The sequence below is a fragment of the Pseudomonas sp. MEJ108 genome (genome assembly GCF_030208985.1).
Taxonomy (GTDB): domain Bacteria; phylum Pseudomonadota; class Gammaproteobacteria; order Pseudomonadales; family Pseudomonadaceae; genus Aquipseudomonas; species Aquipseudomonas fragariae.
This window is the reverse complement of record NZ_JARVSW010000008.1, coordinates 80,481-103,062: the sequence shown is the minus strand read 5'-3', so window position 1 is coordinate 103,062 and position 22,582 is coordinate 80,481. Positions and strand designations below refer to the sequence as shown.

The following is a 22,582-nucleotide window of genomic DNA, read 5'->3' as shown; positions in this document are numbered from 1 at the left end:
ACCTGTCAAGCCTGCTTGACCGTCACCCGCACGGGGTGACGGTTATCCCACTCTATAAAGTTCGAGGTTCATGGATCATGACAGCATCGACTTCCGTACACTCCAACGCGTTCAACTTCCTGAGTTATGTACAGAGCGGCGTTGACCCCCGTACCGGGCAATACACGGTGGCGATCACCCTGCCCGATGTCAAGACCAACGGATTGCGTGGCCCGGGCATGCCACTGGCACTTAACTACAACCCTCTCAACCGCCAGGACAGCGGCTTTGGTCTGGGCTGGAACCTGCAGTTGTCGCAGTACGATCCGGGTAACCAGATCGTGTCGCTGAGCAGCGGCGAGACATTCAAGGTCGATGGCACCAGCGACGACCAGATGCTGATGTCGGAAAAGAAAATCGACAGTTTTCACTTGTACAAGGAGGACGAGACCCATTTCAGGGTGATGCACAAGTCCGGTCTGGTGGAGCTGCTCGAACTGCGTGGCAGCGGGGCCAACAGGGTCGCACTGCCGGTGCGCGTATTCGCCCCGGAAGGTCACAGTGTCACGCTGGATTACGCCTCTTTCGGCGGGTATCAGATGCTCAGCGAAGTAACGGATGACTCGGGTCAGCTTCTGCTCGGCATCAGCCGCGAAGACACGGCGGTGACGCTGCGCATGACCACTGGCGAAGGCCCGGATGCGACATTCAAGATGGTGCTGGGCGGATCGGATCACCGTGTCAACCGTATCGAGCTGCCGACCGACAATGCTGCCTCGTGGCGTTTTGTATACAGCCTGATCCGTGAGCATCTATGCATGACGTCGGTAGAAACACCCGTTGGCGGTCGGGAAGAGATCTTTTATACCGACGGCGGCCATCAGTTTCCTGCCAGGGCGGCACGTCCCCCTCTGCCCAGAGTCACGCGCCATCGCACGACGCCGGGCTTGGGGCAGGCGCAAATGGACGTTTTTTACAGTTACCAGGACAGCGCCGGGCGCGAGCGCAACTTCCTGGGCGCGGGGCTGGATATCGCCTGGGAAGACAATGGTCTGGACAATCTGTATCGCTATCTCGGGGCGGAGCTGTACGAATATTCGTCGACCGAGACATTGCGTGTCCAGGTCGCGGGCAAGCCTGATGCCGAGCGCAGTATCGAACGGACCTTCAACCAGTTTCACCTGCTCACTCGGGAAACCACGCGCAAGAACCTTACCGTCATGCAGGTGGACACTCGGTACTACATCGTGCCGGGACAACCCTTTTTTACTCAGCCTGCCTACTGTCAATTACCCAAGGAGGTCCAGACCACCTGGCGGCTGTCGTCAGACGGCAGTGTGCCGCGCAGTGAAATGGTCAGCAGCACCTATGACAAAGACGGCAATCTGCTCACTCAGACTCAGGCCAACGGTATGGTCGAGGTCAGTGAGTGGTATCCGGCCGCCGGCGAGGATGGCTGCCCGCCAGACCCTGAAGGCTTCGTCCGCTGGATGAAAAGCAGCAAGATCATCCCGGCGGCGTCCGACTACGGTAATGCCCCGGTCCTGATCACCCGCTATCGCTACACGGCGTTGCCTGCTGTGGATGGCGGTCAGCTGCAGCAATGGCTTGCACCGCAAAGCGAAACGTTACTGATGCAGGCCCCTGAAGATGAGTACGAGCAGCGCCTCACGACCTATGAATATTTCGATGAGCCGAACAACGCACTTCTGCACGGTCGGCTCAAACTGCAACGGGTGATCATGGGCGAGAATGCAACCAGCACAGAGTATGCCTACAGCACCCCTGACAGCGAGATTTATGGCAAGACTGTGCTGCAAACCGTACAGACCGTGACCGGCTTCGATGGCGCGAAGAAGGTCATTACCCTGGAGGATTCTCTGCTCAACGGCGAACCCTTGCTCAATCGCGACGACAACAACGTGGAAATCCGTTATGTCTACGACAGCCTGCGGCGTGTACTGAGTGAAACGGTGGCGCCCAATGATGATATCTACCAGGCGACCAGAAGTTATGAGTATCAGCTCTGTGCCAAGGCCACCGATCAGGCCACGCAGACGCTCATCGACGTCAAGGGGGTCAAAACCTGCAGTCACTTTGATGGCCTCAACCGAGTCATCCATGAGGAGCGGGATGACGCAGATAAACCTGCGCGCGTCGACAAACCTCGACAGACCTACGCTGCCGTTTACGACGCATGGGGGCTCATGGTCAACGAGACCGAGTTTGACTGGCTTGGTCAGCAGGATCTGGCGCTGAAGAGCGTCTACGAATATGACGATTGGGGCGAACAGCGCTGCGTCACCGGCCCGGATAATATCAAGACGTTCGAAGAGACCGACCCCATTGGTACGGCGCAATCGCAAGGCCCTGTTCAGCGTAGCTGGATCGAAGGCACCGATGGCAAAGGGAAAAGCGAGTTCACCGAGACCTGGATGAACCTGTTCGAACAGCCGACCCGTAGCGAGCGACAGGATAAGGCCGGCACCTCGGTCAGTCTGAGCCAGTACCATTACGATGGCCTTGGCCGCCGTGTCGAGGAAATTGTCGGGGTGGTAAACAGAAGGCGGCGCACTACCTATGTCTACGACGTCTTTGATCGGGTGATCGAGTCCACATTGCCAAGCGAGGCCATCGTGCGTCGCAGCTATGCAAGCCACAGCAGCGAAGACTTGCCCATCAGTATCGGCATCGAGCACAACGGCAAAAGCATTGTGTTGGGAGAGCAGTCGTTCGACGGGCTGGATCGTCTGGTCAGTTCTGTCACCGGCGGGCGTAAACGTACGCTTGTTTACGACGTCGGTCTGCTGCAACCCAGAACGGTAACCCTGCCCAGCAAGCGGAAAATCGATTACGAATACAAGCCCCAGGTAGGCGACGAGCCGTGGCGCCGGGTGCAGTCCGAAGCTGAGCCCGAACCTGACACCACCCGCGAAGTTGATCCGCTGAAAGAATCCGGGCCTGGGGCAGCGCCTGCCCGGACCGCGGAGCCGGGTGTGGCTGCCGATTACACGTACGATAAGCAGAATGCTCGTCTGATTCATTCCGAGGAGCAGGGTGAGATACTGGATCGCGAGTATTACAGTACCGGCTCGCTGAAAAGCGAGAAGCGCACCTCAGCAGGCAAAACCTACGACATGTTCTACAGCTACAGCCGACAGGGCCTGCTGCTGTCTTACACCGATGTACTGGGACAGGAACAGGTCAATCGCTATGACACCTGCGGTCGTCTCGAGGAAACCCGGCTGGGTGAGGTTTATTCAACGTTTGCCTATGACGTTGTGTTTGGTCGTCTCGCGAAAATCACCACCACCGACCAAACCGACAGCAGCCGCGAAAGAACCGTCGCGATCAGCCTTGAATATGATGATCTGGGGCGAGAAGTAAAGCGTACGTTTGACCTCGATGGTGTCGAGCAGCAGATGGTTCAGGTCTATGACGATGTGGATGACATGGTCCAGCGCACCCTTAGCGAAGGCACGGAAATACTCCGTGACGAACACTACAACTACGATACGTCCGGTCGCCTGACTCAATACCAGTGCACAGGGACTCAACGGCCGGTGGACCCTTATGGCAGGACCCTCCTCGGGCAGAACTTCATTTTCGATGGCGCTAACAACCTGACGTTCGTCACCACCCGCTTCGATGGCGGCAGCAACAATGCCAGGTATTTTTACGAGGGTGACGATCCCGTGCAGTTGAGCCGGGTAACGAACACCAACCACGCGTACTACCCGCCTGAAATCAACCTCCGCTATGACCCGGACGGCAATCTGGACATCGACGAGGCCGGGCGCACGCTCAAATACGATCCCCTCGGCCGCCTGATCGAAGTAGGCACGCCCTCAGCCGGCATTCATTACCAGTACGACCCCCAGGACCAACTGACCGGGGAGACCCGTGGCGGCGACAGGGACCTGCGCTTCTATCGCGACGGAGAGCTGGCCAATCAACTCGGCAGCCAGGGCCAGAGCACCTTCATGCGTGGCGACGACTACCTGCTGGCCGAGCAGCAGGGTGACCGGACGCTGCTGCTTGCCACCAGCGCCAGCGATAGCGTGCTGGGCGAGGTGGCTGCCGACGGGGTCAACCGGAGGTGGTATACGGCCTACGGCCACGCCAGCGGTGAAGATCCACCGCACGGCAGACTGGGGTTCAACGGCGAACTGAGCGAGGCGGATACCGGCTGGCAAATGCTGGGCAATGGCTATCGGGCCTACAGCCCGGTGTTGATGCGCTTCAACAGTCCTGATAGCTGGAGTCCGTTTGGCGAGGGCGGGGTGAATGGGTATGCGTATGTCGAGGGGGATCCGGTGAATATGCGGGATCCAACGGGGCATAGTCCTTGGGGGGCATTGATCAGATTTCTTAGCGCTCCTCTCAATATAGCAGCAGACGCATCCATCCCGAAGACGCTGCTTATTAACAGCAAGAGGACACCTGTTCGCTTGAGGAAGATGAAGCCCTCTACCGTAAACAACTTCGAGAAAAGAGTCATCCGCAATGAGAGATACTTCAAGAGCGCAGAGTTTGAGCTAAAAGCACAAGAACAACAACTTTCGTTCTATACGGTCAATGGTAAACGTCCGCCGTCGAAGCTTGTGGCTGCCCATAGCTCTGCTGAAGAGAACTTTGGTATGTACGACTTCATGTACAAAGAGGCACAAAAGGATTACAACTATGCGAAGGAACATGCCGGAAAGCGGATTATTACCAAGGAAGCCAGGTCCAAATTAAAAAGCGTAACAAAAGAAGATGATATTAATCAGGCTATCAATGCTCAACAACAAAGGATAGAGCTGGGTAACAAACGGGCGAAGCCCAGTGACATAAGACTCCCCAAGGGTGAAAGACATTACTTGGGTTCGAATCCTGATTACTAACCTGGTGCTTTAGCATAACCGGTCAACGACCTACCTCCCGTTGCCCGGTTTAAACCAGACGCTTGAAGTACGTTTGTATATCACTCCACCAAAATAACCCCCTGCCTGATCGCCATCACCAGCGCCGCCTTCAATGACGTCACCCCGAACTTGCGGCGGATATTGCTGGTATGAAAGTGCACGGTCGCTTCCGAGCACCCTTGTATTCGGGATATCTCCCAGGCGGATTTGCCGAGCGCCACCCATTCCAGGACTTGTCGTTCCTTGGCAGTCAGCTGGACAGTGGCGGGTGTGGTCTGGGAGGGCGGCGTGGTGCCGGGCGGTTTTCCATTGTCGCGAAGCATGGTGAAGTCCTTTCCCTGAAGATCGCCGCACCACGATACCCCTGCATCCCCTAACGCGAACCTGACATAAATGACAGCGCGGCAGGACCGTGAAGGCCTTGCGCCGTCAAGGCTGTAGCGCTTTTTTACAGCTTCTTTACGCCCCGGCCAGCCTGTCGATCTCGCGCCTTTACACCCTGCCTGCGGACAATCACCCCACGCGGCCTTCGCCGTACCGGTGTTGCCTGATGGGGGAAATTTCAATGAGCGTTATGGATGGTATCTCTCTGTTGATGGGAGTCGGGCTGTTCATCTATCTGCTGGTGGCGCTGTTGCGCGCCGACCAGAGCCAGGAGTGATCATGCACAGTTACGATTATCTGTTGATCCTGGCCTTTCTGGTCCTGCTGCTGGCGCCCGCGCCGTGGCTGGGACGTTTCTATTACCGGGTCATGGAAGGCGAGCGCACCTGGCTGAGCCCGGTGCTGGGGCCGGTCGAGCGCGCCTGCTACCGGATCTCCGGCGTCGACCCGAAAACCGAGCAATCCTGGCAGCAATACGCCTGGGCCTTGCTGGCGTTCAACCTGGCGGGCTTTGTCGTGCTGTTCGCCATCCTCATGCTGCAAGGCATGCTGCCGCTCAACCCGCAGCAACTGCCGGGCATGGAATGGTCGCTGGCCTTCAACACCACCATGAGCTTTGTCGCCAACACCAACTGGCAGGCCTACAGCGGCGAAGCGTCGCTCAGCTACCTGAGCCAGATGGTCGGCCTGACCGTGCAGAACTTCGTCAGCGCCGCGACCGGCCTGGCAGTACTGGTGGCACTGTGTCGCGGCATCAGTCGTCGCTCATCGCAGAGCCTGGGTAACTTCTGGGCCGACATGACCCGCGCCACGCTCTACGGCCTGTTGCCGATCAGTATCGTGCTGGCGGTGTTTCTGGTCTGGCAGGGCGTGCCACAGAACTTCGGCCACTACATCGACGCGCTGACCCTGCAGGGTGCTGATCAAAGCCTGCCCATGGGCCCTGCGGCCAGTCAGATATCGATCAAGCAACTGGGCACCAACGGTGGCGGCTTCTTCGGCGTCAACTCGGCGCATCCATTCGAGAACCCGACCGCCTGGAGCAACCTGTTCGAACTGGTGTCGATCCTGCTGATCCCGGCTGCACTGGTGTTCACCTTCGGCCATTACGTCAAGGACATGCGCCAGAGCCGCGCGATCCTCGGCTGCATGCTGGCATTGCTGCTGATCGGCGGTGCGGTCTCGCTGTGGGCCGAGTACCAGCCTAACCCGGCGCTGAACATCGCCGGTGTCGAGCAGACCGCACCGCTGGAAGGCAAGGAAACCCGCTTCGGCACCACCGGCACGGTGCTCTGGTCAGTCGCTACCACGGCCGCCTCGAACGGCTCGGTCAACGGCATGCATGACAGCCTCAACCCGCTGACCGGCATGGTCGCGCTGGTCAACATGATGGTCGGCGAAGTGATCTTCGGCGGCGTCGGTGTCGGCCTCAACGGCATGCTGCTCAACGTGCTTATCGCTGTGTTCCTCGCGGGTCTGATGATTGGCCGCACCCCGGAATACCTGGGCAAGAAGCTGCAGGCGCAGGAAGTCCGGCTGCTGGTCGCGACCTTGCTGGTGATGCCGGTCGGCGTGCTGGTGCTGGGCGCGATTGCCGCGAGCCTGCCCGGCCCGGCCGGTGCCGTCAGCAACCCCGGCCCGCATGGCTTCAGTCAGTTGCTGTACGCCTACACCTCGGCCACGGCCAACAACGGTTCGGCGTTCGGCGGTTTCAGTGCCAACACCGTGTTCCACAACCTGATGCTCAGCCTGGCGATTTTCATCGGCCGCTTCGGCTACATCCTGCCGGTGCTGGCCCTGGCCGGTAGCCTGGCCGTGAAGAAGGCTGCGCCGCAGGGCCAGAACAGCTTCCCGACCCATGGCCTGCTGTTCGTCACCCTGCTGACCGTCACGATTCTGCTGGTGGGTGGCTTGACCTTCCTGCCGACCCTGGCACTGGGGCCGATTGCCGAACACCTGAGCCTGGGTTTCTGAGGAACCGATCATGAACTTACCTATTAATCCTGCAAAAAATGCTGCTGCGAAATCTACTGAATCGCAGGCCACCGAGTCGGCAAAAACCGGCATCGCCGCCCTGTGGCGTCCGGCGCTGGTGCAGGCGTTCGTCAAGCTCGACCCGCGTCAGCTCAAGCGTTCGCCGGTCATGCTGGTGGTGGAACTGACCGCCATTCTGACCACCGTGTTGTGCGTGATCCCCAACCCGCAGGTGCCGACTTCGGTTTGCGTGCAGATCGCCCTGTGGCTGTGGTTCACCGTGCTGTTCGCCAACTTCGCCGAAGCGCTGGCCGAGGGCCGTGGCAAGGCCCGCGCCGACAGCCTCAAGGCGGGCAGCGAAGGGCTCAAGGCACGTATCAGGGACGACAACGGCAACCTGCGCATCATCAATGCCAGCGAGTTGCGCAAGGGTGATGTGGTGCGCGTCGAGATCGGCGAAATGATTCCCGGTGATGGCGAAGTCATCGAGGGCATCGCGGCGGTCAACGAGGCTGCGATTACCGGCGAATCCGCGCCAGTGATCCGCGAATCCGGTGGTGACCGCTCGGCCGTGACCGGTAACACCCGGCTGGTCTCCGACTGGCTGCTGATCCGCATCAGCGCCAACCCCGGCGAGTCGACACTGGACCGCATGATCGCGCTGGTCGAAGGCGCCAAGCGGCAAAAGACCCCCAATGAGGTCGCGCTGGATATTCTGCTGATCGGCCTGACCCTGATCTTTCTGCTGGTGGTCATCACCTTGCAGCCGTTCGCCCACTTTGCCGGTGGCAGCCTGCCGCTGGTGTTTCTGGTGGCGTTGCTGGTCACGCTGATCCCGACCACCATTGGCGGTCTGCTGTCGGCCATCGGCATTGCCGGCATGGACCGCCTGGTGCGCCTCAATGTGATTGCCAAGTCCGGTCGCGCCGTGGAAGCCGCGGGCGATGTGCATGTGCTGCTGCTGGACAAGACCGGCACCATCACCTTCGGCAACCGTCGCTGCGCCGCGGTCTACGCTGCACCGGGCGTGACCGCCAAGGAACTGGGTGAGGGTGCCTTGCTGGCCTCGCTGGCCGACGACACGGCAGAAGGCAAATCCATCGTCGAGTTCCTGCGCAACCTGCACCCGATGAACGAGCCGACCCTGAGCTCGGTGACGGCTGTGCCGTTCAGCGCTGATACGCGTCTGTCCGGCGTTGATTATCAGGGCCACGTGTACCGCAAGGGTGCAGTGGATTCGCTGTTGGCCTTCATCGACATGCAGCGCAGCGAGCTGCCGCCTGTACTGGCCCGTGAAGTCGACAAGATTGCCAAGACCGGCGGCACGCCGCTGCTGGTCTGCGCCAACGGTCGGTTGCTGGGCGCGATCCATCTCAAGGACGTGGTCAAGCCGGGTATTCGCGAACGCTTCGAAGAGCTGCGCAAACTGGGTATCCGTACCGTGATGGTCACCGGCGATAACCCGTTGACTGCCGCAGCGATTGCCGCCGAGGCCGGTGTCGACGACGTTCTGGCTGAAGCCACACCGGAGAAAAAACTGGAGCGGATTCGCCAGGAGCAGGGAGAAGGGCGGCTGGTGGCGATGTGCGGCGACGGTGCCAACGATGCGCCCGCACTGGCCCAGGCCGATGTCGGCATGGCGATGAACGACGGCACTCAGGCGGCACGCGAAGCGGCGAACATGGTTGACCTCGACAGCGACCCGACCAAGTTGCTGGACGTGGTGCAGATCGGCAAGGAGTTGCTGGTCACCCGCGGTGCGCTGACCACCTTTTCGATTGCCAACGATGTGGCCAAGTACTTCGCGGTACTGCCTGCGCTGTTTGCCTCGATCTACCCGCAACTGGGTGTGCTCAACGTCATGAAGCTGGCCAGCCCGCAGAGCGCGATTGTCTCGGCGATCGTCTTCAACGCGCTGATCATCGTCGTGCTGATCCCGCTGGCCCTGCGCGGCGTGCGTGTACAGGCGGCCAGCGCGGCTCACTTGTTGCGTCGCAACCTGCTGATCTACGGCCTGGGCGGCATCGTTGTGCCGTTTATCGGCATCAAGCTGATCGACATGCTGCTGGTCGCACTCGGCCGTGTTTGAAGCCTGTGCTGCATGCCGGTCGGCGTGCAGCCTCACCTGATTGAGGATGTGCAGATGTCCAATGTATTGCGTCCGGCCTTGAGCCTGATCGTGTTGATGAGCCTGATTACCGGTGTGGCGTATCCGCTGGTGGTCACCGGAGTGGCACAAGTGGCGTTTCCGGCCCAGGCCAATGGCAGCCTGGTGTATGACACGTCGGGCAAGGTGCGCGGCTCGGCGCTGATCGCCCAGTCATTCACCGGCGATGAGTGGTTTCAGTCGCGTCCTTCGGCTGGCGCATTCGCGACCGTGGCCAGTGGCGCAAGCAACTTCGCACCGAGCAACCCGGCGCTGGCGACACGCGTGAAAGAGGATGCCGCGAAACTGGCCAACGCCTCGCAGGAACCGATACCAATGGCCTTGCTGACCACCTCCGGCAGCGGCCTTGACCCGCACCTCTCGCCTGAAGCGGTGGCCTGGCAGGCCGGTCGCGTTGCCGCGGCCCGGCAGTTGCCGCTGGACAAAGTGCAGGCGCTGATCGACGCCAATACCCAGCGTCCGCTGATCGGCCCACCCGTGGTTAACGTATTGGCCTTGAATATGAGCCTGAATCAGTTACCGTCTGCACCGCGCAATGCGCAGCTGTAACAAAGTGCGCCGTGTACGCAGCAGATTCACTAAGCTGTAGCTGATCAGAAAGAGGGTGGTAACCAACGTGAGTGATTCCGGTCGAGCTGACGCACTGCTGGCCCAGCTGCCCCGAGAGGGGCGCGGGCGGCTGAAGGTTTTTCTCGGGGCTGCGCCAGGCGTTGGCAAGACCTATGCCATGCTCCAGGCGGCTCACGCGCAGCTGCGCCAAGGCGTGAAGGTGCTGGCGGGCGTGGTCGAAACCCATGGCCGCGCAGAAACCGAGGCGCTGCTCAGCGGCCTGCCGCAACAGCCCTTGCTGCGCACTGATTATCGCGGCATGACCCTCGAAGAAATGGACCTCGACGCGCTGCTCAAGGCTGCGCCAAGCCTGGTGCTGGTCGACGAACTGGCGCACACCAACGCGCCCGGCAGTCGCCACACCAAGCGCTGGCAGGACATTCAGGAACTGCTCGCCGCCGGTATCGACGTCTACACCACGGTCAACGTCCAGCATCTTGAAAGCCTTAATGACCATGTCCGCGGCATCACCGGCGTGCAGGTGCGTGAAACCCTGCCGGACTGGGTGCTGCAGGAAGCCTTTGAACTGGTGCTGATCGACCTGCCGCCCCGCGAACTGCTGGAGCGCCTGCGCGACGGCAAGGTCTACGTGCCGGAGCAGGCGCGCGCGGCCATCGATGCCTTTTTTACCCAGACCAACCTCACCGCGTTGCGCGAAATGGCCATGCAGACAGCGGCGGCGCAGGTCGATAACGATCTGGCGCAGGGCTACCGGCAATTGGGCCAGTCGGCCCCGGCGGTTCGCGGGCGGATGCTGGTGGGCATCGATGGCGATATCCATGCCGAGCGCCTGGTGCGTCATGCCAGTCGGGTTGCCCAGCGTCGCCATCTGCCATGGAGCGCCGTGCATGTGGACGATGGGCAAACCCTCGACGAGCAGTCCCGCGCGCGCCTGCAAAGCGCTCAACAACTGGCCGAGCGGCTCGGCGGTGAAGCGGTTTCACTGCGCGCCGGTGAGGTTGCCAGAACGCTGGTTCAGCATGCCATCGAACGACGTGCCAGCGTGGTGCTGGTCGGCCAGTCGCGTCGGCATTGGCGTCGCCGCGTGTTTGGTGGCGGCGTCGCGGCGCGCTTGTTGCGTGAAGGGCATGGGCTGGAAATCTCGGTGCTCGACGACAGCGAGGAACTGCCCGATCAGCCGCCGCGTGCGCGCCCGGCCCGCGAAGTCGTGTGGTTCGATTACGGTCTGGCGTTCGTCGCCACGTTGATCGCCAGTCTGGTCGCCTGGGGCGTTGCAGGCGTGCTGGCGCTGCCGAACATTTCCCTGATCTTTCTCGCTGCGGTATTGCTGGTCGCCGTGCGCAGCAGCATGGGCCCGGCGCTGGCCTGTGCCGGGTTATCGTTCCTGGCCTATGATTTTCTGTTCATTCCGCCGAGCTTTTCCCTGAACATCCAGCGCGAAGAAGACGTGCTGACGCTGTTGTTCTTCCTGCTGATGTCGGCCCTGACCGGCAAGCTCGCAGCACGCCAGCGCAGGCAGTTGCAGGCATTGCGCGATACCCAGGAACAGACCAGCGAACTGCTCGACCTGTCGCGCAAGATGACCGCCGCCACCGACCGCAAGGCGGTATTCAGCGCCGCCGAGCAGCATTTTTCCGGCTGGAAGGAACTGCACTTGTGCCTGGTCGGCCGCGACGGAGAGGGCGGCAGGGTGGTCGAAACCGGTGGGCCGCTGACCTTCTCGGAAGCCGAGCGTGCTGCCGCCGACTGGGCCTGGAAGCACGATCAACCTGCGGGCAGTGGCACTGGCACCTTGCCGTCCGGACGCTGGTGGTGGTGGCCGATCACCGCAGAAGAAGGGCCGCTGGCTCTACTTGGGGTCTGCGCGCGGGAAGGCCAGTCGTTCACCGCGCAGCATCGACGTCTGCTGGCGGCACTGACCCAGCCACTGGCGCAGGCGCTGGCCCGTGCGCAACTGGCGCAAGAGCTTGAGGCGGCGCGCCTGCACGGTGAAACCGAGCAACTGCGCAGTGCCTTGCTGGCCTCGGTGTCCCACGACCTGCGTACCCCGCTGACCTCGATGCGCGGCAGCATCGACAGCCTGCTGGCCCTGGGTGAAGCCATTCCACTGGAGGATCGCCGCGAGCTGCTGGAAGGCACCCGCGATGAAGCCGAGCGCCTGGACCGCTATATCCAGAACCTGCTGGACATGACGCGTCTGGGGCACGGTGCGCTGAAGCTGGCCCGCGACTGGGTGTCGCCCGCCGATATCGTCGGTAGCGCGCTCAACCGGCTGCGTGCCGTACTGGCGCCATTGCAGGTCAGCACCCAGGTGACTGGCGAGCTGCCGCTGCTGTACGTGCACGCAGCGCTGATCGAGCAGGCGCTGGTCAATGTGCTTGAGAACGCTGCGCGCTTTTCACCCGTCGATGGACGCCTGCAGGTGGCGGCCGGTGTGGTCGACAGTGAACTGTTTTTCTCGGTCAGTGACGAAGGCCCCGGCATTCCCGAAGACGAACGAGCGAAGATTTTCGACATGTTCTACACCGCCGCCCGCGGCGATCGTGGCGGGCAGGGCACCGGGCTGGGGCTGGCGATCTGTCAGGGCATGATCGGCGCGCATGGCGGACGGCTTTCGGTCGAGGAGGGTATTGATGGGCTGGGTACGCGCATCACGCTGTTTCTGCCGCTGCAGGCGCAGCCGGATGTGGAACTGGAGGAGTCCGCTTGAGCCAGGCGACCACCATTCTGGTCATCGACGACGAGCCGCAGATTCGCAAGTTTCTGCGCATCAGTCTGGTCTCGCAGGGCTACAAGGTGCTGGAAGCCGCCACGGGCGCCGAGGGTCTGGCTCAGGCTGCCTTGAACAAACCCGATTTGCTGGTGCTTGACCTTGGGCTGCCGGACATGGACGGTCAGCAGGTGTTGAGCGAGTTTCGCGAGTGGTCGGCGGTGCCGGTGCTGGTGCTTTCGGTACGCGCCAGTGAGGCACAGAAAGTCCAGGCGCTGGACGCCGGCGCCAACGACTACGTGACCAAGCCGTTTGGCATTCAGGAGTTTCTGGCCCGGGTCAGGGCGCTGCTCAGGCAGGCGTCGGGCAGCGATAAGCCCGAATCTGCGCTTGAGTTCGGACCGCTCACCGTCGACCTGGCCTATCGGCGCGTGCTGCTCGACGGTCTCGAAGTGGCGCTGACCCGCAAGGAATACGCGGTGCTGGCGCAGTTGGCGCGGCATCCTGGGCGGGTCATTACCCAGCAGCAATTGCTCAAGGATATCTGGGGGCCTACGCACACCGAAGACAGTCACTATCTGCGTATCGTGGTGGGGCATTTGCGGCAGAAGCTGGCGGACGATCCGACCGCTCCGCGGTTCATCCTCACCGAGCCTGGAATAGGGTATCGTCTGCTCGCTGATCACTAGATGAAAAAAGCGAGCAGAGCCCCGTGCTGCGGCACTTTTACTGCCGCGCACCGTCAAAGCCGCACACTCCCTGTTCTCTCTTGAGGTAACACCCGCATGAAAGCCCTTATCTGTCTGCCATTGCTTGTTTTGGTTCTTGCAGGTTGTGCTGGCAAGACCGGATATCGCGACAGCTGCGCCACTCAGCTCGACGCGGCCTGGCATGAGCTGGATCTGGCCAAGGCTGAAGGCTTCGCCGGAACGGTCAGTTACTCGAAGGCCTTGTCGCTGTTGACGGGTGCCAAGACTCAGCAGCAGTTCGAGGCGTTTGAAGGCTGCACCGAGAAGTCCGAAAAGGCCCGCTTCTACATCCGTGAGTCCCGCGCTGGCCGTTGATAGCTGACGATACACAGGTCTGCTCCTGATTCTGGCCGAAGGCCGTGGCAGCGAGCTTGCTCGCGAAGAGGCCAGTAAAGCCCCTGAAAATGGGGCGTCTGGACAATGACTATCGTGCTAATGCGTTGGCATGCAGTTCGTGACGCTCTGCGTCACACGGCTGTTCTGCGATGTCAGCTGGATTGACGTTCGGCTCAGTTCACCTTTTCGCCCCTCGGCGACCTACTTTGATGGGGCCAAAGTAGGCAAACCCCCTTGCTCCTGTTTCCGGCCCGACTTCGTCGGGTTCCTTCGTCCTGACACTGATCCGGGCCTCAGCCGTCACTTACGTCGCACTCTGCGTCGTCAGTACCATCGTGTTCGAAAAGCACTTTAGAGTAGTCGGGCTAGAGGCACGGCCCGGAACCTGATGACTATCGTTCCTCACGCTCCGCGTGGGAATGCAGTTCGTGACGCTCTGCGTCACACAGCTGTTCTGTGATGCCAGGTAGATTGAGGTTCGACTCAGGTCACCTTTTCGCCCCTCGGCGAGTCACTTTGAAGGGGCCAAAGTGACCAAAGCCCCTGGCTCCGTTTCCGGCCCGACTTCGTCGGGTTCCTTCGCCCTGACACTGATCCAGGGGTCGCCGCAACGGACCATCCATGGTCCGGTGCGGCTAGCCTGGCGTCCTGCCAGGCTACCCCCGGATCAGCGCCAGGCCTCAGCCGTCACTTACGTCGCACTCTGCGTCGTCAGTGCCATCGCGGTTGAAAAGCGCTTCAGAGCAATTTGGCTAAAGGCACGGCCCGGAAACTGATGACTATCGTTCCTCACGCTCCAGCGTGGGAATGCAGTTCGTGACGCTCTGCGTCACACGGCGGTTCTGCGATATCAGTGATGTTTGTTTCTGGCTCAAGTCACCTTTTCGCCCCTCGGCGACCTACTTTGATGGGGCCAAAGTAGGCAAACCCCCTCGCTCCGGTTTCCGGCCCGACTTCGTCGGGTTCCTTCGCCCTGTCACTGATCCGGGGGTCGCCGCAACGGACCATCCATGGTCCGGTGCGGCTAGCCTGGCGTCCTGCCAGGCTACCCCCGGATCAGCGCCAGGCCTCAGCCGTCACTTACGTCGCACTCTGCGTCGTCAGTACCATCGTGGTTGAAAAGAACTTTTGCGGCAGTGGCTGCGGGTAAGGCATGAGATTGTTTTGGCTATCGTGCCGACGCTCCGCGTCGGCATGCCGTTCGTGACGCTCTGCGTCACAAATCTTTCAGTCTGGCGAGACGGTAGGCCTAACCAACTCTGGCGAAACGGCCTACGCTCACTTTAAAGTGTTCGGACATTAGCATCGCTTGCAGTCCCACAGTCATGAAGCAGTTGCCGGAAGGGGCTTTCGATGGGTAGAAAACTCGATGCGTGCCTGAGCGCGATCAATGAGGTGGTGCTGGGCAAGGAGGCGCAGGTACGCCTGGCGATGACGTGTCTGGTCGGCGGCGGGCATTTGCTGATCGAGGACTTGCCGGGGATGGGCAAGACTACCCTCAGTCATGCGCTGGCGAAAATTCTTGGTCTGAGTTATCAGCGCATTCAGTTCACCTCTGACTTGCTGCCAGGTGACATCCTGGGGACCTCGGTATTTGATCGGGACAGTGGGCAGTTCACCTTTCATCCGGGCCCGATTTTCGCTGAGCTGGTGCTCGCCGACGAGATCAACCGCGCCACGCCCAAGAGCCAGAGCGCGTTGCTGGAAGCGATGGAAGAAGGGCAGGTGTCGATCGAAGGCGCAACGCGTCTGTTGCCCGATCCATTCTTTGTGATCGCGACTCAAAACCCGTTCAGTTCCGGCGGTACTTTTGCCTTGCCCGAGTCGCAACTGGACAGGTTCATGATGCGCATTTCCATGGGCTACCCGGCTAGAGCAGCAGAGAAAGCCCTGCTGCTGGGCGAGTCGCGCCGCGAGCTGTTGCCGCGTCTGCAACCGATTCTGGATCACGCCCTGCTTGGCCAGCTTCAGGCGCAGGCGCGGCAGGTGCGTGCCAGTGACGCGCTGGTTGATTATGTCCTGCGACTGGTCGAGGCGACGCGCAGTCAGCCGCAGTTCGCCTACGGACTTTCACCCAGGGCGAGCCTGGCGGTTCTGGCCGCTGCACGGGCCTGGGCGATGTTGCTGGGGCGTGAGTATGTGATTCCCGAGGACGTGCAGGCGGTGCTGCCATCGGTGATCGGCCACCGGCTGCGTGAACGCAGCGATCCGACCGGACACGGCGGCGGTGCGCTGGTGCAGTGGCTGTTGCGCGAGGTGCCCGTGCTTTGATCGAACCGCTCAAACCGCTCTGGCAACGCTGGCTGTCGAGGCGAATTCCTCCAGCGTCACGCATCACCCTCGACCACCGGCGCATTTTCATCATGCCGACACGCACCGGCATGATTTACGCGTTAGTGCTGGTGCTCATGCTGCTGGTGGCGATCAATTACCAGAACAGTCTGGCCTACGGGTTGACCTTTCTATTGCTGTCGATAGGCGTGCTGGCCATCCTGCACACCTACCGCAACATCAGCGGTCTGGTTCTGAGTGCGGGCGTGGCGCGTTCGGTATTCGTCGGCGAACCGGTGCAATTGCGCCTGCGCCTGGAAAGTGCCGGTCAGGCTCACCATGCACTGGGGTTCGGCTGGAGCGCGACAGCGTTGCAGTCAGGCGACGTGCTGCCCCGTGGGCTGACCGACCTGGAGCTGACGCTACCCGCCGAAAAGCGTGGCTGGCTGCATGCACCAAGGCTGCGCATCGAGAGCGTGTTTCCGCTGGGCATCTTTCGTGCCTGGAGCTGGCTCGACCTGGAGCAGAGCGCCTTGATCTATCCTCGACCCTTGTCCGGGACCCTGCCGTTGCTCAAGGGCGTGCAGCCGCATGCCGAGGACGATGGCCATGCTACCCAGGGTGCCGGTGTCGATGATTATCAGGGCCTGCGCAGCTACCAGCCGGGTGACAATCGCAGTCGCCTGCACTGGAAGGCGTATTCACGCGGGCAGGGGCTGTTGATCAAGGACTTCACCGACCTCAGTGGCCATGACCTGTGCCTGGACTTCATGGCACTGGGCGGGGATATCGAGGAGCGCCTGTCGCGCCTGTGTTATTGGGTGCTGGAGCTGTCGCAGCGGCACCAGCCGTTTGCCCTGCGGTTACCGGGCTTTCTGTCAGCGGTGGACAGCGGTGATGCACACCGCGAAGTCTGCCTGCGCGCCCTTGCGCTGTACGGCCATCGCTCATGAACGACAAGGTCAAGGCAGTTCCCGCCGCGCCCATTCCGCGTGTCAGCCTGACCTGGCTGCTGGTGGCGCAGGCACTGGTGGTGCTGCCGTTCGCGCTGCATGTCCCGGTGTCGATCATGATCCTCTGGCTGGGCTGCACGGTGTGGCGCGTTCAAGCGTTCCGCATGCGCGTGCGATTGCCTGGCACCTGGGTCAAGTCGGGGCTGCTGGTGGGCACCGCCGGTGGCGTTTATCTGGCGCGCGGCAGCCTGGTCGGGCTGGATGCCGGGGCTGCGTTACTGGTGGCGGCATTCGTTCTGAAAATGCTGGAAATGAACAATCGCCGTGACGCGCGGGTGCTGATTTTCCTTGGCTTCTTTTGCGTGGCGGTCGGCTATCTGTTCGAAGACAACCTGCTGTGGGCGCTCTTCAGTCTGCTGCCGGTCAGCGCGCTGCTGGCTGCGTTGATCGGCCTGCAACACACGGACCTGGCCGGCAGGTCGGCCGACACGCTCAAGCTGGCATTCAAACTGATGGCGCAGGCACTGCCGTTGATGCTCCTGCTGTTTCTGTTCTTCCCGCGTCTGGACCCGCTCTGGTCGCTGCCGCAGCCGAGCAACAAAGGCGTCACCGGTCTGTCGGACAACATGGCACCCGGCGACATGGCGGAGCTGAGCAAATCGCCCGCGCTGGTGTTCCGCGCCAGTTTCGAAGGGCCGATCCCGGCGCGCAATCAGCTGTATTGGCGCGGTCTGACCCTTGAGCAGTTCGATGGGCGTCGCTGGTCGCAGTCGGCCCGCGCCCAGACCGTACAGATTGCGCAGTGGGAGAAACGCGGTGAGCCGCTGGCCTACAGCGTTGTCATGGAAGCCAGCGGCCGGCCCTGGCTGCCCAGCCTCGATGTGGCAGAAACCACGTTGCCGGACGTGCGGCAGATGAGCGACTTCCGCCTGCAGCGCAGACGCTCCGTCGAGCAGTCGCTGCTCTACGCCGTCAACTCATGGCCACAGAGCGTCCGTGATCCGCTGTCCAGCGAGCAGATCCAGCGTCAGGACCTGCAGTTGCCTGCCAAGGGCAATGATCAGGCGCGGCAATGGGCCGATGAACTGCGCCGCCGCTACACCACACCGGACGCCATGGTCGCGGCGCTGCTCGGTTACTTCAGCGATCAGCCGTTTCACTACACCCTCAAGCCGGTGCCATTGGGCAATGACAGCATCGATGAATTCCTGTTTGCCAGTCGTCAGGGGTTTTGCGCCCACTATGCCGGTGCCATGACCTTTGTCCTGCGCGCGGCAGGCATTCCGGCGCGCGTGGTGGCCGGGTATCAGGGCGGCGAACTGAACCCCGACGGGCAGTACCTGACTGTTCGCCAGTTCGACGCGCATGCCTGGGTGGAATACTGGCAGCCGGGCGTGGGCTGGCGCAGCGTCGACCCGACTGCAGCCGTGGCACCGCAACGTATCGAGCAAGGTCTGGAGCAGGCGCTGGCGGCGGACGAAGCGTTTCTGCAGGACTCGCCCTATTCAGCGTTACGCTACCGCAACGTGCCTTGGGTCAACGCCCTGCGCCTCAGTTGGGATAACCTCAATTACGGCTGGCAGCGCTGGGTGCTGGGCTATCAGGGACAACAGCAGTTACAAATTCTCGGTCGCTGGTTTTCAGGCTTCCAGGCGCCGGTTTTTGTCCTGGGAAGCCTGTTTTCACTGGGCCTGGTCGCGTTATGGCTGTTCAAACCCTGGCAACGCGAAAGCGACTCGCAACTGCGCGTGTTCAACGCATTTGAACGCTTGCTCGCCCGCCATGGTCTGCGTCGTATGCCGGGTGAAGGCGCTGACGCATTCTGCCGCAGGGCGGTGCTCTACTTTCCGCAGCATGCCGAGGCCATTGAAGGTTTCATCCGCGAATTTCAAGCGCAGCGCTACGCTGGGCGGCTGGCTTCGGCAAGCCGCTTGAGGCAGGCACTGAGCACGCTGCGCCGTGGTTTGCCATGGAGGCTGTCAGCCGTCAGGGACAGGCATTCATGAATCAGTTTGTCGAAGGGGAATTGCATGTCTTCAATGGTGGATCATCTGGTCGCCGAAGTGCTGGCGCTGGATGTCAAATTGCTCGCGTGTCAGGCACGTCTCGCCGTTTCGACTGACAGCGAAGCGCTGCACGATTTACGTACCACGGTGCGCCGTCTGCGCAGCGTACTGCGGCCCCTGCGGGAAAACCCGAGTGCGGCAGAGCTGGAAGAGGCGGCCAGGGCGGTCGGCCAACTGACCACGCCGTTGCGTGACATGCAGGTGCTCGCCGGGTTTCTTGAAGAGCAGGGTTTGAACGAGGCTGCATTCACACGCAACCGTTACCTGGAAAGCGCCTGCCCAAAGGTCGCCAGCTCGCCCGAGTTGACCCGCCTGCTCAAGCTGATTGACCGGTTCCCGGAAATGCTGCGCCTGCAACAGCGCCAGGGCATGTTGCGTGGCTTGCGCAAGACCATCGAAAAGCGCATGGACAAGCAATGGCACAAGTTGCGTGTGGCCATCGCCGAGCCCGGTCATGACCGTCATGACCTGCGCCTGCTGATCAAGCGCGTACGTTACGCTGCCGAAGCCTATCCGCAACTCAGCCACCAGCCGAAAAACATGCAGGCGCGGCTCAAGTCCGCACAAGGCGAACTGGGCGACTGGCACGATCATCTGCAATGGCTGGCGCAGGCGGCAGAGCAACCGGATCTGGCTCCCTGCGTGCCGGGCTGGCAGATCGGCATAGTAGGCGCCGAGCGCAAGGCCGAAGCATCGCTCAAACGCTTGGCCAAAGCCTGTTTCTGATCCTGTGATTTGTCGAGAGGCAGGTCATTCAGGCCGCAAAAATGGCTATTATGCGGCCTGTCGTTAACTAAGAGGATGGTTATCATCCATTCACTTGTGTGTTGACGTGTGGAGTGAGCATGACCTTTTCTGAACTGATCGATGCGCTGCGTCGCGATCCGCGCTCTGTCACGATCCCTGCCGAATGGTCTCAAGGGCGTGCCTGCTTCGGCGGGCTGATGGCTGCGCTGACCTACGAAGCGATGCGTGCAGAGGTGCCGGAAGGGCGGCCGGTTCGTTCGTTGGCGATCACCTTTGTCGGGCCGGCCGCGCCCGGTGTGCCGATTGCTTTCGAGGTCGACACCCTGCGCCATGGCAAGGCAGTCAGTCAGGTGCTGGGACGCGCCATGCAGAACGGTCAGGTCATGACCCTGATACAAGGCAGCTTCGGTGCCCCTCGGGAATCGATGATCACCGTTGCCGCAGAGGCCGCGCCGGTCCTTAAACCGGTTGATCAATGTCCGGAGCTGCCGTTCGCCAGCGGCGTGATGCCTGATTACCTGCGCTTCATGGACATTCGCTGGGCGTTGGGCGGCATGCCATTCAGTAATACCCGATCACCGGCGATTGGCGGCTACGTGCGCTTTCGCGATACGCCGCACGCCACGCCCATGAGCGAAGCGCACATTCTGGCGCTGGTGGACACCTGGCCGCCTGCGGTACTGCCGCACCTGGACAAACCGGCCCCCGGCAGCTCACTGACCTGGACCATTGAGTTCGTCCAGCCCCAGCCGTCGCTCGATACCCTGCAGTGGTGCAGCTACCGCGCAGTCATCGAGCATGCCCGCGATGGCTATGGCCATACCGCCGCGGCATTGTGGAGCCCCGACGGCGAGCTGATCGCAATCAGCCGCCAGACGGTTACCGTATTTGGCTGACCGGCAACCGGATCAAGGTTTGCGAGCGGCCCGGGCGGCGTCCTGGCGCTGAAACCCCAGCGCCGCCACCAGGCCGATCACGCCGATGGCAACCGATGAAAGGCTTTCGGAAAACAGGCCGTTGAGGATCAGCAGGGCCGCCAGAATGAACAGCGGCACGGCGATCAGGTACAGAGCCAGACTGGCCGAGTGCTCCTGACTGTCGTTGCTGTCACGCCATTGATTCAACTGCAGATCGGAAAGTGGCTTGTTCATGATGCGGTCCTCTTCAGGTAACGCGTAAAGCGTCGTTCAATGCCTGAAGGATAGGCCCGCGCGCCGATCGCTGACGAGTCAAGCCTGTCTATCGCGGCGATAGCCTGTTACAGCTTGAGCTGGCCAATGGCGGCATTCAGTTCGCCTGCCAGCGTGGCCAGTTCGTCACTGGTGCTGGCCGAGTCAACCGTCTGGCTCACCGTGCGTTCGGTGACATCGCGGATACTCACCACCGCACGGTTCATCTCCTCGGCGACCTGACTTTGCTGCTGGGCGGCGACGGCGATCTGCGTGTTGCTTTCGCGCATCTGTGCCACGGCACCGGCAATTGCCGCCAGCGCATCACCCGCTTCCCGGGCCTGCTGCACGCATTCGTCAGCCTTGGACGAGCTTTCCTGCATGAAGTCCACGGCATCGCGGGTGCCGCTTTGCAGGGTCGAGACCATCGTGGTGATTTCATCGGTGGAGGTCTGCACCCGTTTCGCCAGATTACGTACCTCGTCGGCGACCACGGCAAACCCCCGACCCATTTCCCCGGCGCGTGCGGCCTCGATGGCTGCGTTGAGGGCGAGCAGGTTGGTCTGTTCGGCAATGCTGTGGATCACGTTGACCACACCGTTGATCTTCTGGCTGTCTTCGGCCAGACGCTGGATCATTTCCGCCGTTTGCTGCACGCCGCTGGAAAGCCCGGCGATGGACACTTGCACGCGGTCGACCACCACCTTGCCACTGCCCGCCAGTGCGTCGGCGGTCTGCGACTGATCACGGGTGGCCGTGGCGTGCTGGGCAATGTGATGGACCGTGGCAGTCATCTCGTTGATGGCCGTGGCCACTTGGTCGGTTTCGCTTTGCTGGCCGAGCATGCCCTGGCGCACCTCCTTCATGCCTGCCGCCAGATGCGCGGCGCCCTGATCGAGGCGCCCGGCAGTTTGCGAAACGGTGTTGACCACCCGCTGGTAACCGGCCTGCATGGCATTGAAGGCCTTGGCCATCTGTCCGACCTCATCGTCACTGCGGTTGGGAACACGGGCCGCCAGGTCGCCGCTTTTTTCGACGTGCAGCATCACATCCTTGAGCGCGTTGAGCTGGCTGAGCAGAAAGCGGATCAGCAGCTGCGAGGCACAGAGCATCAACAGCATCAGCACGAAAACCGCGACCGCGTAATGCGTGAAGCGATCCAGCAGGATGTGCATGAAGGTCGGGGTGAATGCCAGTAGCGCAATCCGTTGCTCGGCGCCGCGGGTGATGATCTGCGCACCGCTCAGCCATCGATCGCCGACGGGTTTGTCCAGCGCCACCCAGTCGCGGGCGTCAGCCAGTTCCGGCAGCGCCAAGCCATCGACAACCGGTGTCTGACCCTGGCGGTAAGTCAGTATTGTATCGCTGGAGGGCAGTGCTGCGTCGACGGGCCAGGCGGCCAGCAGGCGCGCCTGCGCTTGTGCTGCCTGACGCGACACATCGGTCCGCGCTTGTTGCTCTGTCTGCATGGCGTACAGCACCAGCAACAGGGTGGTGACGAAAGCGACCGCGTTGACGGCCCAGAACTTGTATTTCAGTGACAGGTTGCCAAGCCATGAGGCCATGAGGGGTCTTCTTCGGTGATCGGTTGAGATAGCAG

Annotated in this window: 16 protein-coding genes; 13 read left to right on the top strand and 3 right to left on the bottom strand. The window is 61.6% G+C overall.

What is annotated here, in order from left to right; genetic code table 11:
* Nucleotides 1-77 precede the first annotated feature (77 nt).
* Nucleotides 78-4,865, top strand: a complete 4,788-nt coding sequence (locus tag QRN50_RS04760; RefSeq protein ID WP_096127387.1) for an RHS repeat domain-containing protein — start codon at nucleotides 78-80, stop codon at nucleotides 4,863-4,865.
* Nucleotides 4,866-4,945: 80 nt separating this feature from the next.
* On the opposite strand, the gene QRN50_RS04755 is transcribed toward QRN50_RS04760, so the two are convergent.
* A complete protein-coding gene (locus QRN50_RS04755) occupies nucleotides 4,946-5,209 on the bottom strand; it encodes a LuxR family transcriptional regulator (RefSeq protein ID WP_003406091.1) in 264 nt (87 codons plus the stop codon).
* A gap of 242 nt (nucleotides 5,210-5,451) precedes the next feature.
* Here QRN50_RS04755 and kdpF point away from each other — a divergent pair, with 242 nt between their 5' ends.
* From kdpF to QRN50_RS04695, 12 genes are all read left to right on the top strand, one after another.
* Entirely contained in the window at nucleotides 5,452-5,547 is a 96-nt protein-coding gene (gene kdpF, locus QRN50_RS04750; RefSeq protein ID WP_003406089.1) for a K(+)-transporting ATPase subunit F, read from the top strand.
* 2 nt (nucleotides 5,548-5,549) lie between these two features.
* Nucleotides 5,550-7,244 carry a potassium-transporting ATPase subunit KdpA gene (gene kdpA, locus QRN50_RS04745; RefSeq protein ID WP_057457112.1) on the top strand — a complete coding sequence of 565 codons (1,695 nt, stop codon included), beginning with the start codon at nucleotides 5,550-5,552 and terminating at the stop codon, nucleotides 7,242-7,244.
* A gap of 10 nt (nucleotides 7,245-7,254) precedes the next feature.
* Nucleotides 7,255-9,333 (top strand): potassium-transporting ATPase subunit KdpB, encoded by a 2,079-nt coding sequence (gene kdpB / locus QRN50_RS04740; protein ID WP_060406141.1) that lies wholly within the window; start codon nucleotides 7,255-7,257, stop codon nucleotides 9,331-9,333.
* Nucleotides 9,334-9,387: 54 nt separating this feature from the next.
* On the top strand, nucleotides 9,388-9,960 hold the full coding sequence (gene kdpC / locus QRN50_RS04735; protein ID WP_024651632.1) for a potassium-transporting ATPase subunit KdpC: 573 nt from the start codon (nucleotides 9,388-9,390) through the stop codon (nucleotides 9,958-9,960).
* A 67-nt stretch (nucleotides 9,961-10,027) separates the two neighbouring features.
* Nucleotides 10,028-12,691 (top strand): DUF4118 domain-containing protein, encoded by a 2,664-nt coding sequence (locus QRN50_RS04730; protein WP_024660644.1) that lies wholly within the window; start codon nucleotides 10,028-10,030, stop codon nucleotides 12,689-12,691.
* Entirely contained in the window at nucleotides 12,688-13,380 is a 693-nt protein-coding gene (locus QRN50_RS04725; RefSeq protein ID WP_024642333.1) for a response regulator, read from the top strand. Before QRN50_RS04730 ends, QRN50_RS04725 begins: the two co-directional genes overlap by 4 nt.
* 96 nt (nucleotides 13,381-13,476) lie before the next feature.
* Complete coding sequence (locus tag QRN50_RS04720; RefSeq protein ID WP_003316607.1) at nucleotides 13,477-13,755, top strand: lipoprotein; 279 nt, start codon at nucleotides 13,477-13,479, stop codon at nucleotides 13,753-13,755.
* A 1,374-nt stretch (nucleotides 13,756-15,129) separates the two neighbouring features.
* Complete coding sequence (locus QRN50_RS04715; RefSeq protein ID WP_011267404.1) at nucleotides 15,130-16,047, top strand: AAA family ATPase; 918 nt, start codon at nucleotides 15,130-15,132, stop codon at nucleotides 16,045-16,047.
* On the top strand, nucleotides 16,017-17,000 hold the full coding sequence (locus QRN50_RS04710; protein ID WP_096126576.1) for a DUF58 domain-containing protein: 984 nt from the start codon (nucleotides 16,017-16,019) through the stop codon (nucleotides 16,998-17,000). The genes QRN50_RS04715 and QRN50_RS04710 overlap by 31 nt, the downstream gene beginning before the upstream one ends.
* Complete coding sequence (locus tag QRN50_RS04705; protein WP_060406142.1) at nucleotides 16,997-19,006, top strand: transglutaminase TgpA family protein; 2,010 nt, start codon at nucleotides 16,997-16,999, stop codon at nucleotides 19,004-19,006. The genes QRN50_RS04710 and QRN50_RS04705 overlap by 4 nt, the downstream gene beginning before the upstream one ends.
* 24 nt (nucleotides 19,007-19,030) lie before the next feature.
* On the top strand, nucleotides 19,031-19,792 hold the full coding sequence (locus QRN50_RS04700) for a CHAD domain-containing protein (RefSeq protein ID WP_011267407.1): 762 nt from the start codon (nucleotides 19,031-19,033) through the stop codon (nucleotides 19,790-19,792).
* Between the two features lie 119 nt (nucleotides 19,793-19,911).
* The gene (locus QRN50_RS04695) at nucleotides 19,912-20,709 is read left to right on the top strand and encodes an acyl-CoA thioesterase (protein ID WP_024652795.1); all 798 of its coding nucleotides are present in this window, start codon (nucleotides 19,912-19,914) and stop codon (nucleotides 20,707-20,709) included.
* Nucleotides 20,710-20,721: 12 nt separating this feature from the next.
* Here QRN50_RS04695 and QRN50_RS04690 read toward each other — a convergent pair whose 3' ends face one another.
* Together QRN50_RS04690 and QRN50_RS04685 are read right to left on the bottom strand one after the other, a co-directional pair.
* Complete coding sequence (locus QRN50_RS04690; protein WP_011267409.1) at nucleotides 20,722-20,964, bottom strand: hypothetical protein; 243 nt, start codon at nucleotides 20,962-20,964, stop codon at nucleotides 20,722-20,724.
* A 107-nt stretch (nucleotides 20,965-21,071) separates the two neighbouring features.
* Nucleotides 21,072-22,547: a methyl-accepting chemotaxis protein gene (locus QRN50_RS04685; protein ID WP_096126575.1), complete on the bottom strand. Its 1,476-nt coding sequence runs from the start codon at nucleotides 22,545-22,547 to the stop codon at nucleotides 21,072-21,074.
* Nucleotides 22,548-22,582 lie beyond the last annotated feature (35 nt).

Excerpts from the sequence above, each read along its gene's own strand:
- QRN50_RS04720 (WP_003316607.1), top strand. The coding sequence starts at position 13,477 with ATGAAAGCCCTTATCTGTCTGCCATTGCTTGTTTTGGTTCTTGCAGGT.
- kdpC (WP_024651632.1), top strand. The coding sequence starts at position 9,388 with ATGTCCAATGTATTGCGTCCGGCCTTGAGCCTGATCGTGTTGATGAGC.
- QRN50_RS04715 (WP_011267404.1), top strand. The coding sequence starts at position 15,130 with ATGGGTAGAAAACTCGATGCGTGCCTGAGCGCGATCAATGAGGTGGTG.
- QRN50_RS04705 (WP_060406142.1), top strand. The coding sequence starts at position 16,997 with ATGAACGACAAGGTCAAGGCAGTTCCCGCCGCGCCCATTCCGCGTGTC.
- QRN50_RS04755 (WP_003406091.1), bottom strand. The coding sequence starts at position 5,209 with ATGCTTCGCGACAATGGAAAACCGCCCGGCACCACGCCGCCCTCCCAG.
- QRN50_RS04700 (WP_011267407.1), top strand. The coding sequence starts at position 19,031 with ATGTCTTCAATGGTGGATCATCTGGTCGCCGAAGTGCTGGCGCTGGAT.
- kdpF (WP_003406089.1), top strand. The coding sequence starts at position 5,452 with ATGAGCGTTATGGATGGTATCTCTCTGTTGATGGGAGTCGGGCTGTTC.
- QRN50_RS04695 (WP_024652795.1), top strand. The coding sequence starts at position 19,912 with ATGACCTTTTCTGAACTGATCGATGCGCTGCGTCGCGATCCGCGCTCT.
- QRN50_RS04685 (WP_096126575.1), bottom strand. The coding sequence starts at position 22,547 with ATGGCCTCATGGCTTGGCAACCTGTCACTGAAATACAAGTTCTGGGCC.
- QRN50_RS04760 (WP_096127387.1), top strand. The coding sequence starts at position 78 with ATGACAGCATCGACTTCCGTACACTCCAACGCGTTCAACTTCCTGAGT.
- kdpA (WP_057457112.1), top strand. The coding sequence starts at position 5,550 with ATGCACAGTTACGATTATCTGTTGATCCTGGCCTTTCTGGTCCTGCTG.
- QRN50_RS04690 (WP_011267409.1), bottom strand. The coding sequence starts at position 20,964 with ATGAACAAGCCACTTTCCGATCTGCAGTTGAATCAATGGCGTGACAGC.
- kdpB (WP_060406141.1), top strand. The coding sequence starts at position 7,255 with ATGAACTTACCTATTAATCCTGCAAAAAATGCTGCTGCGAAATCTACT.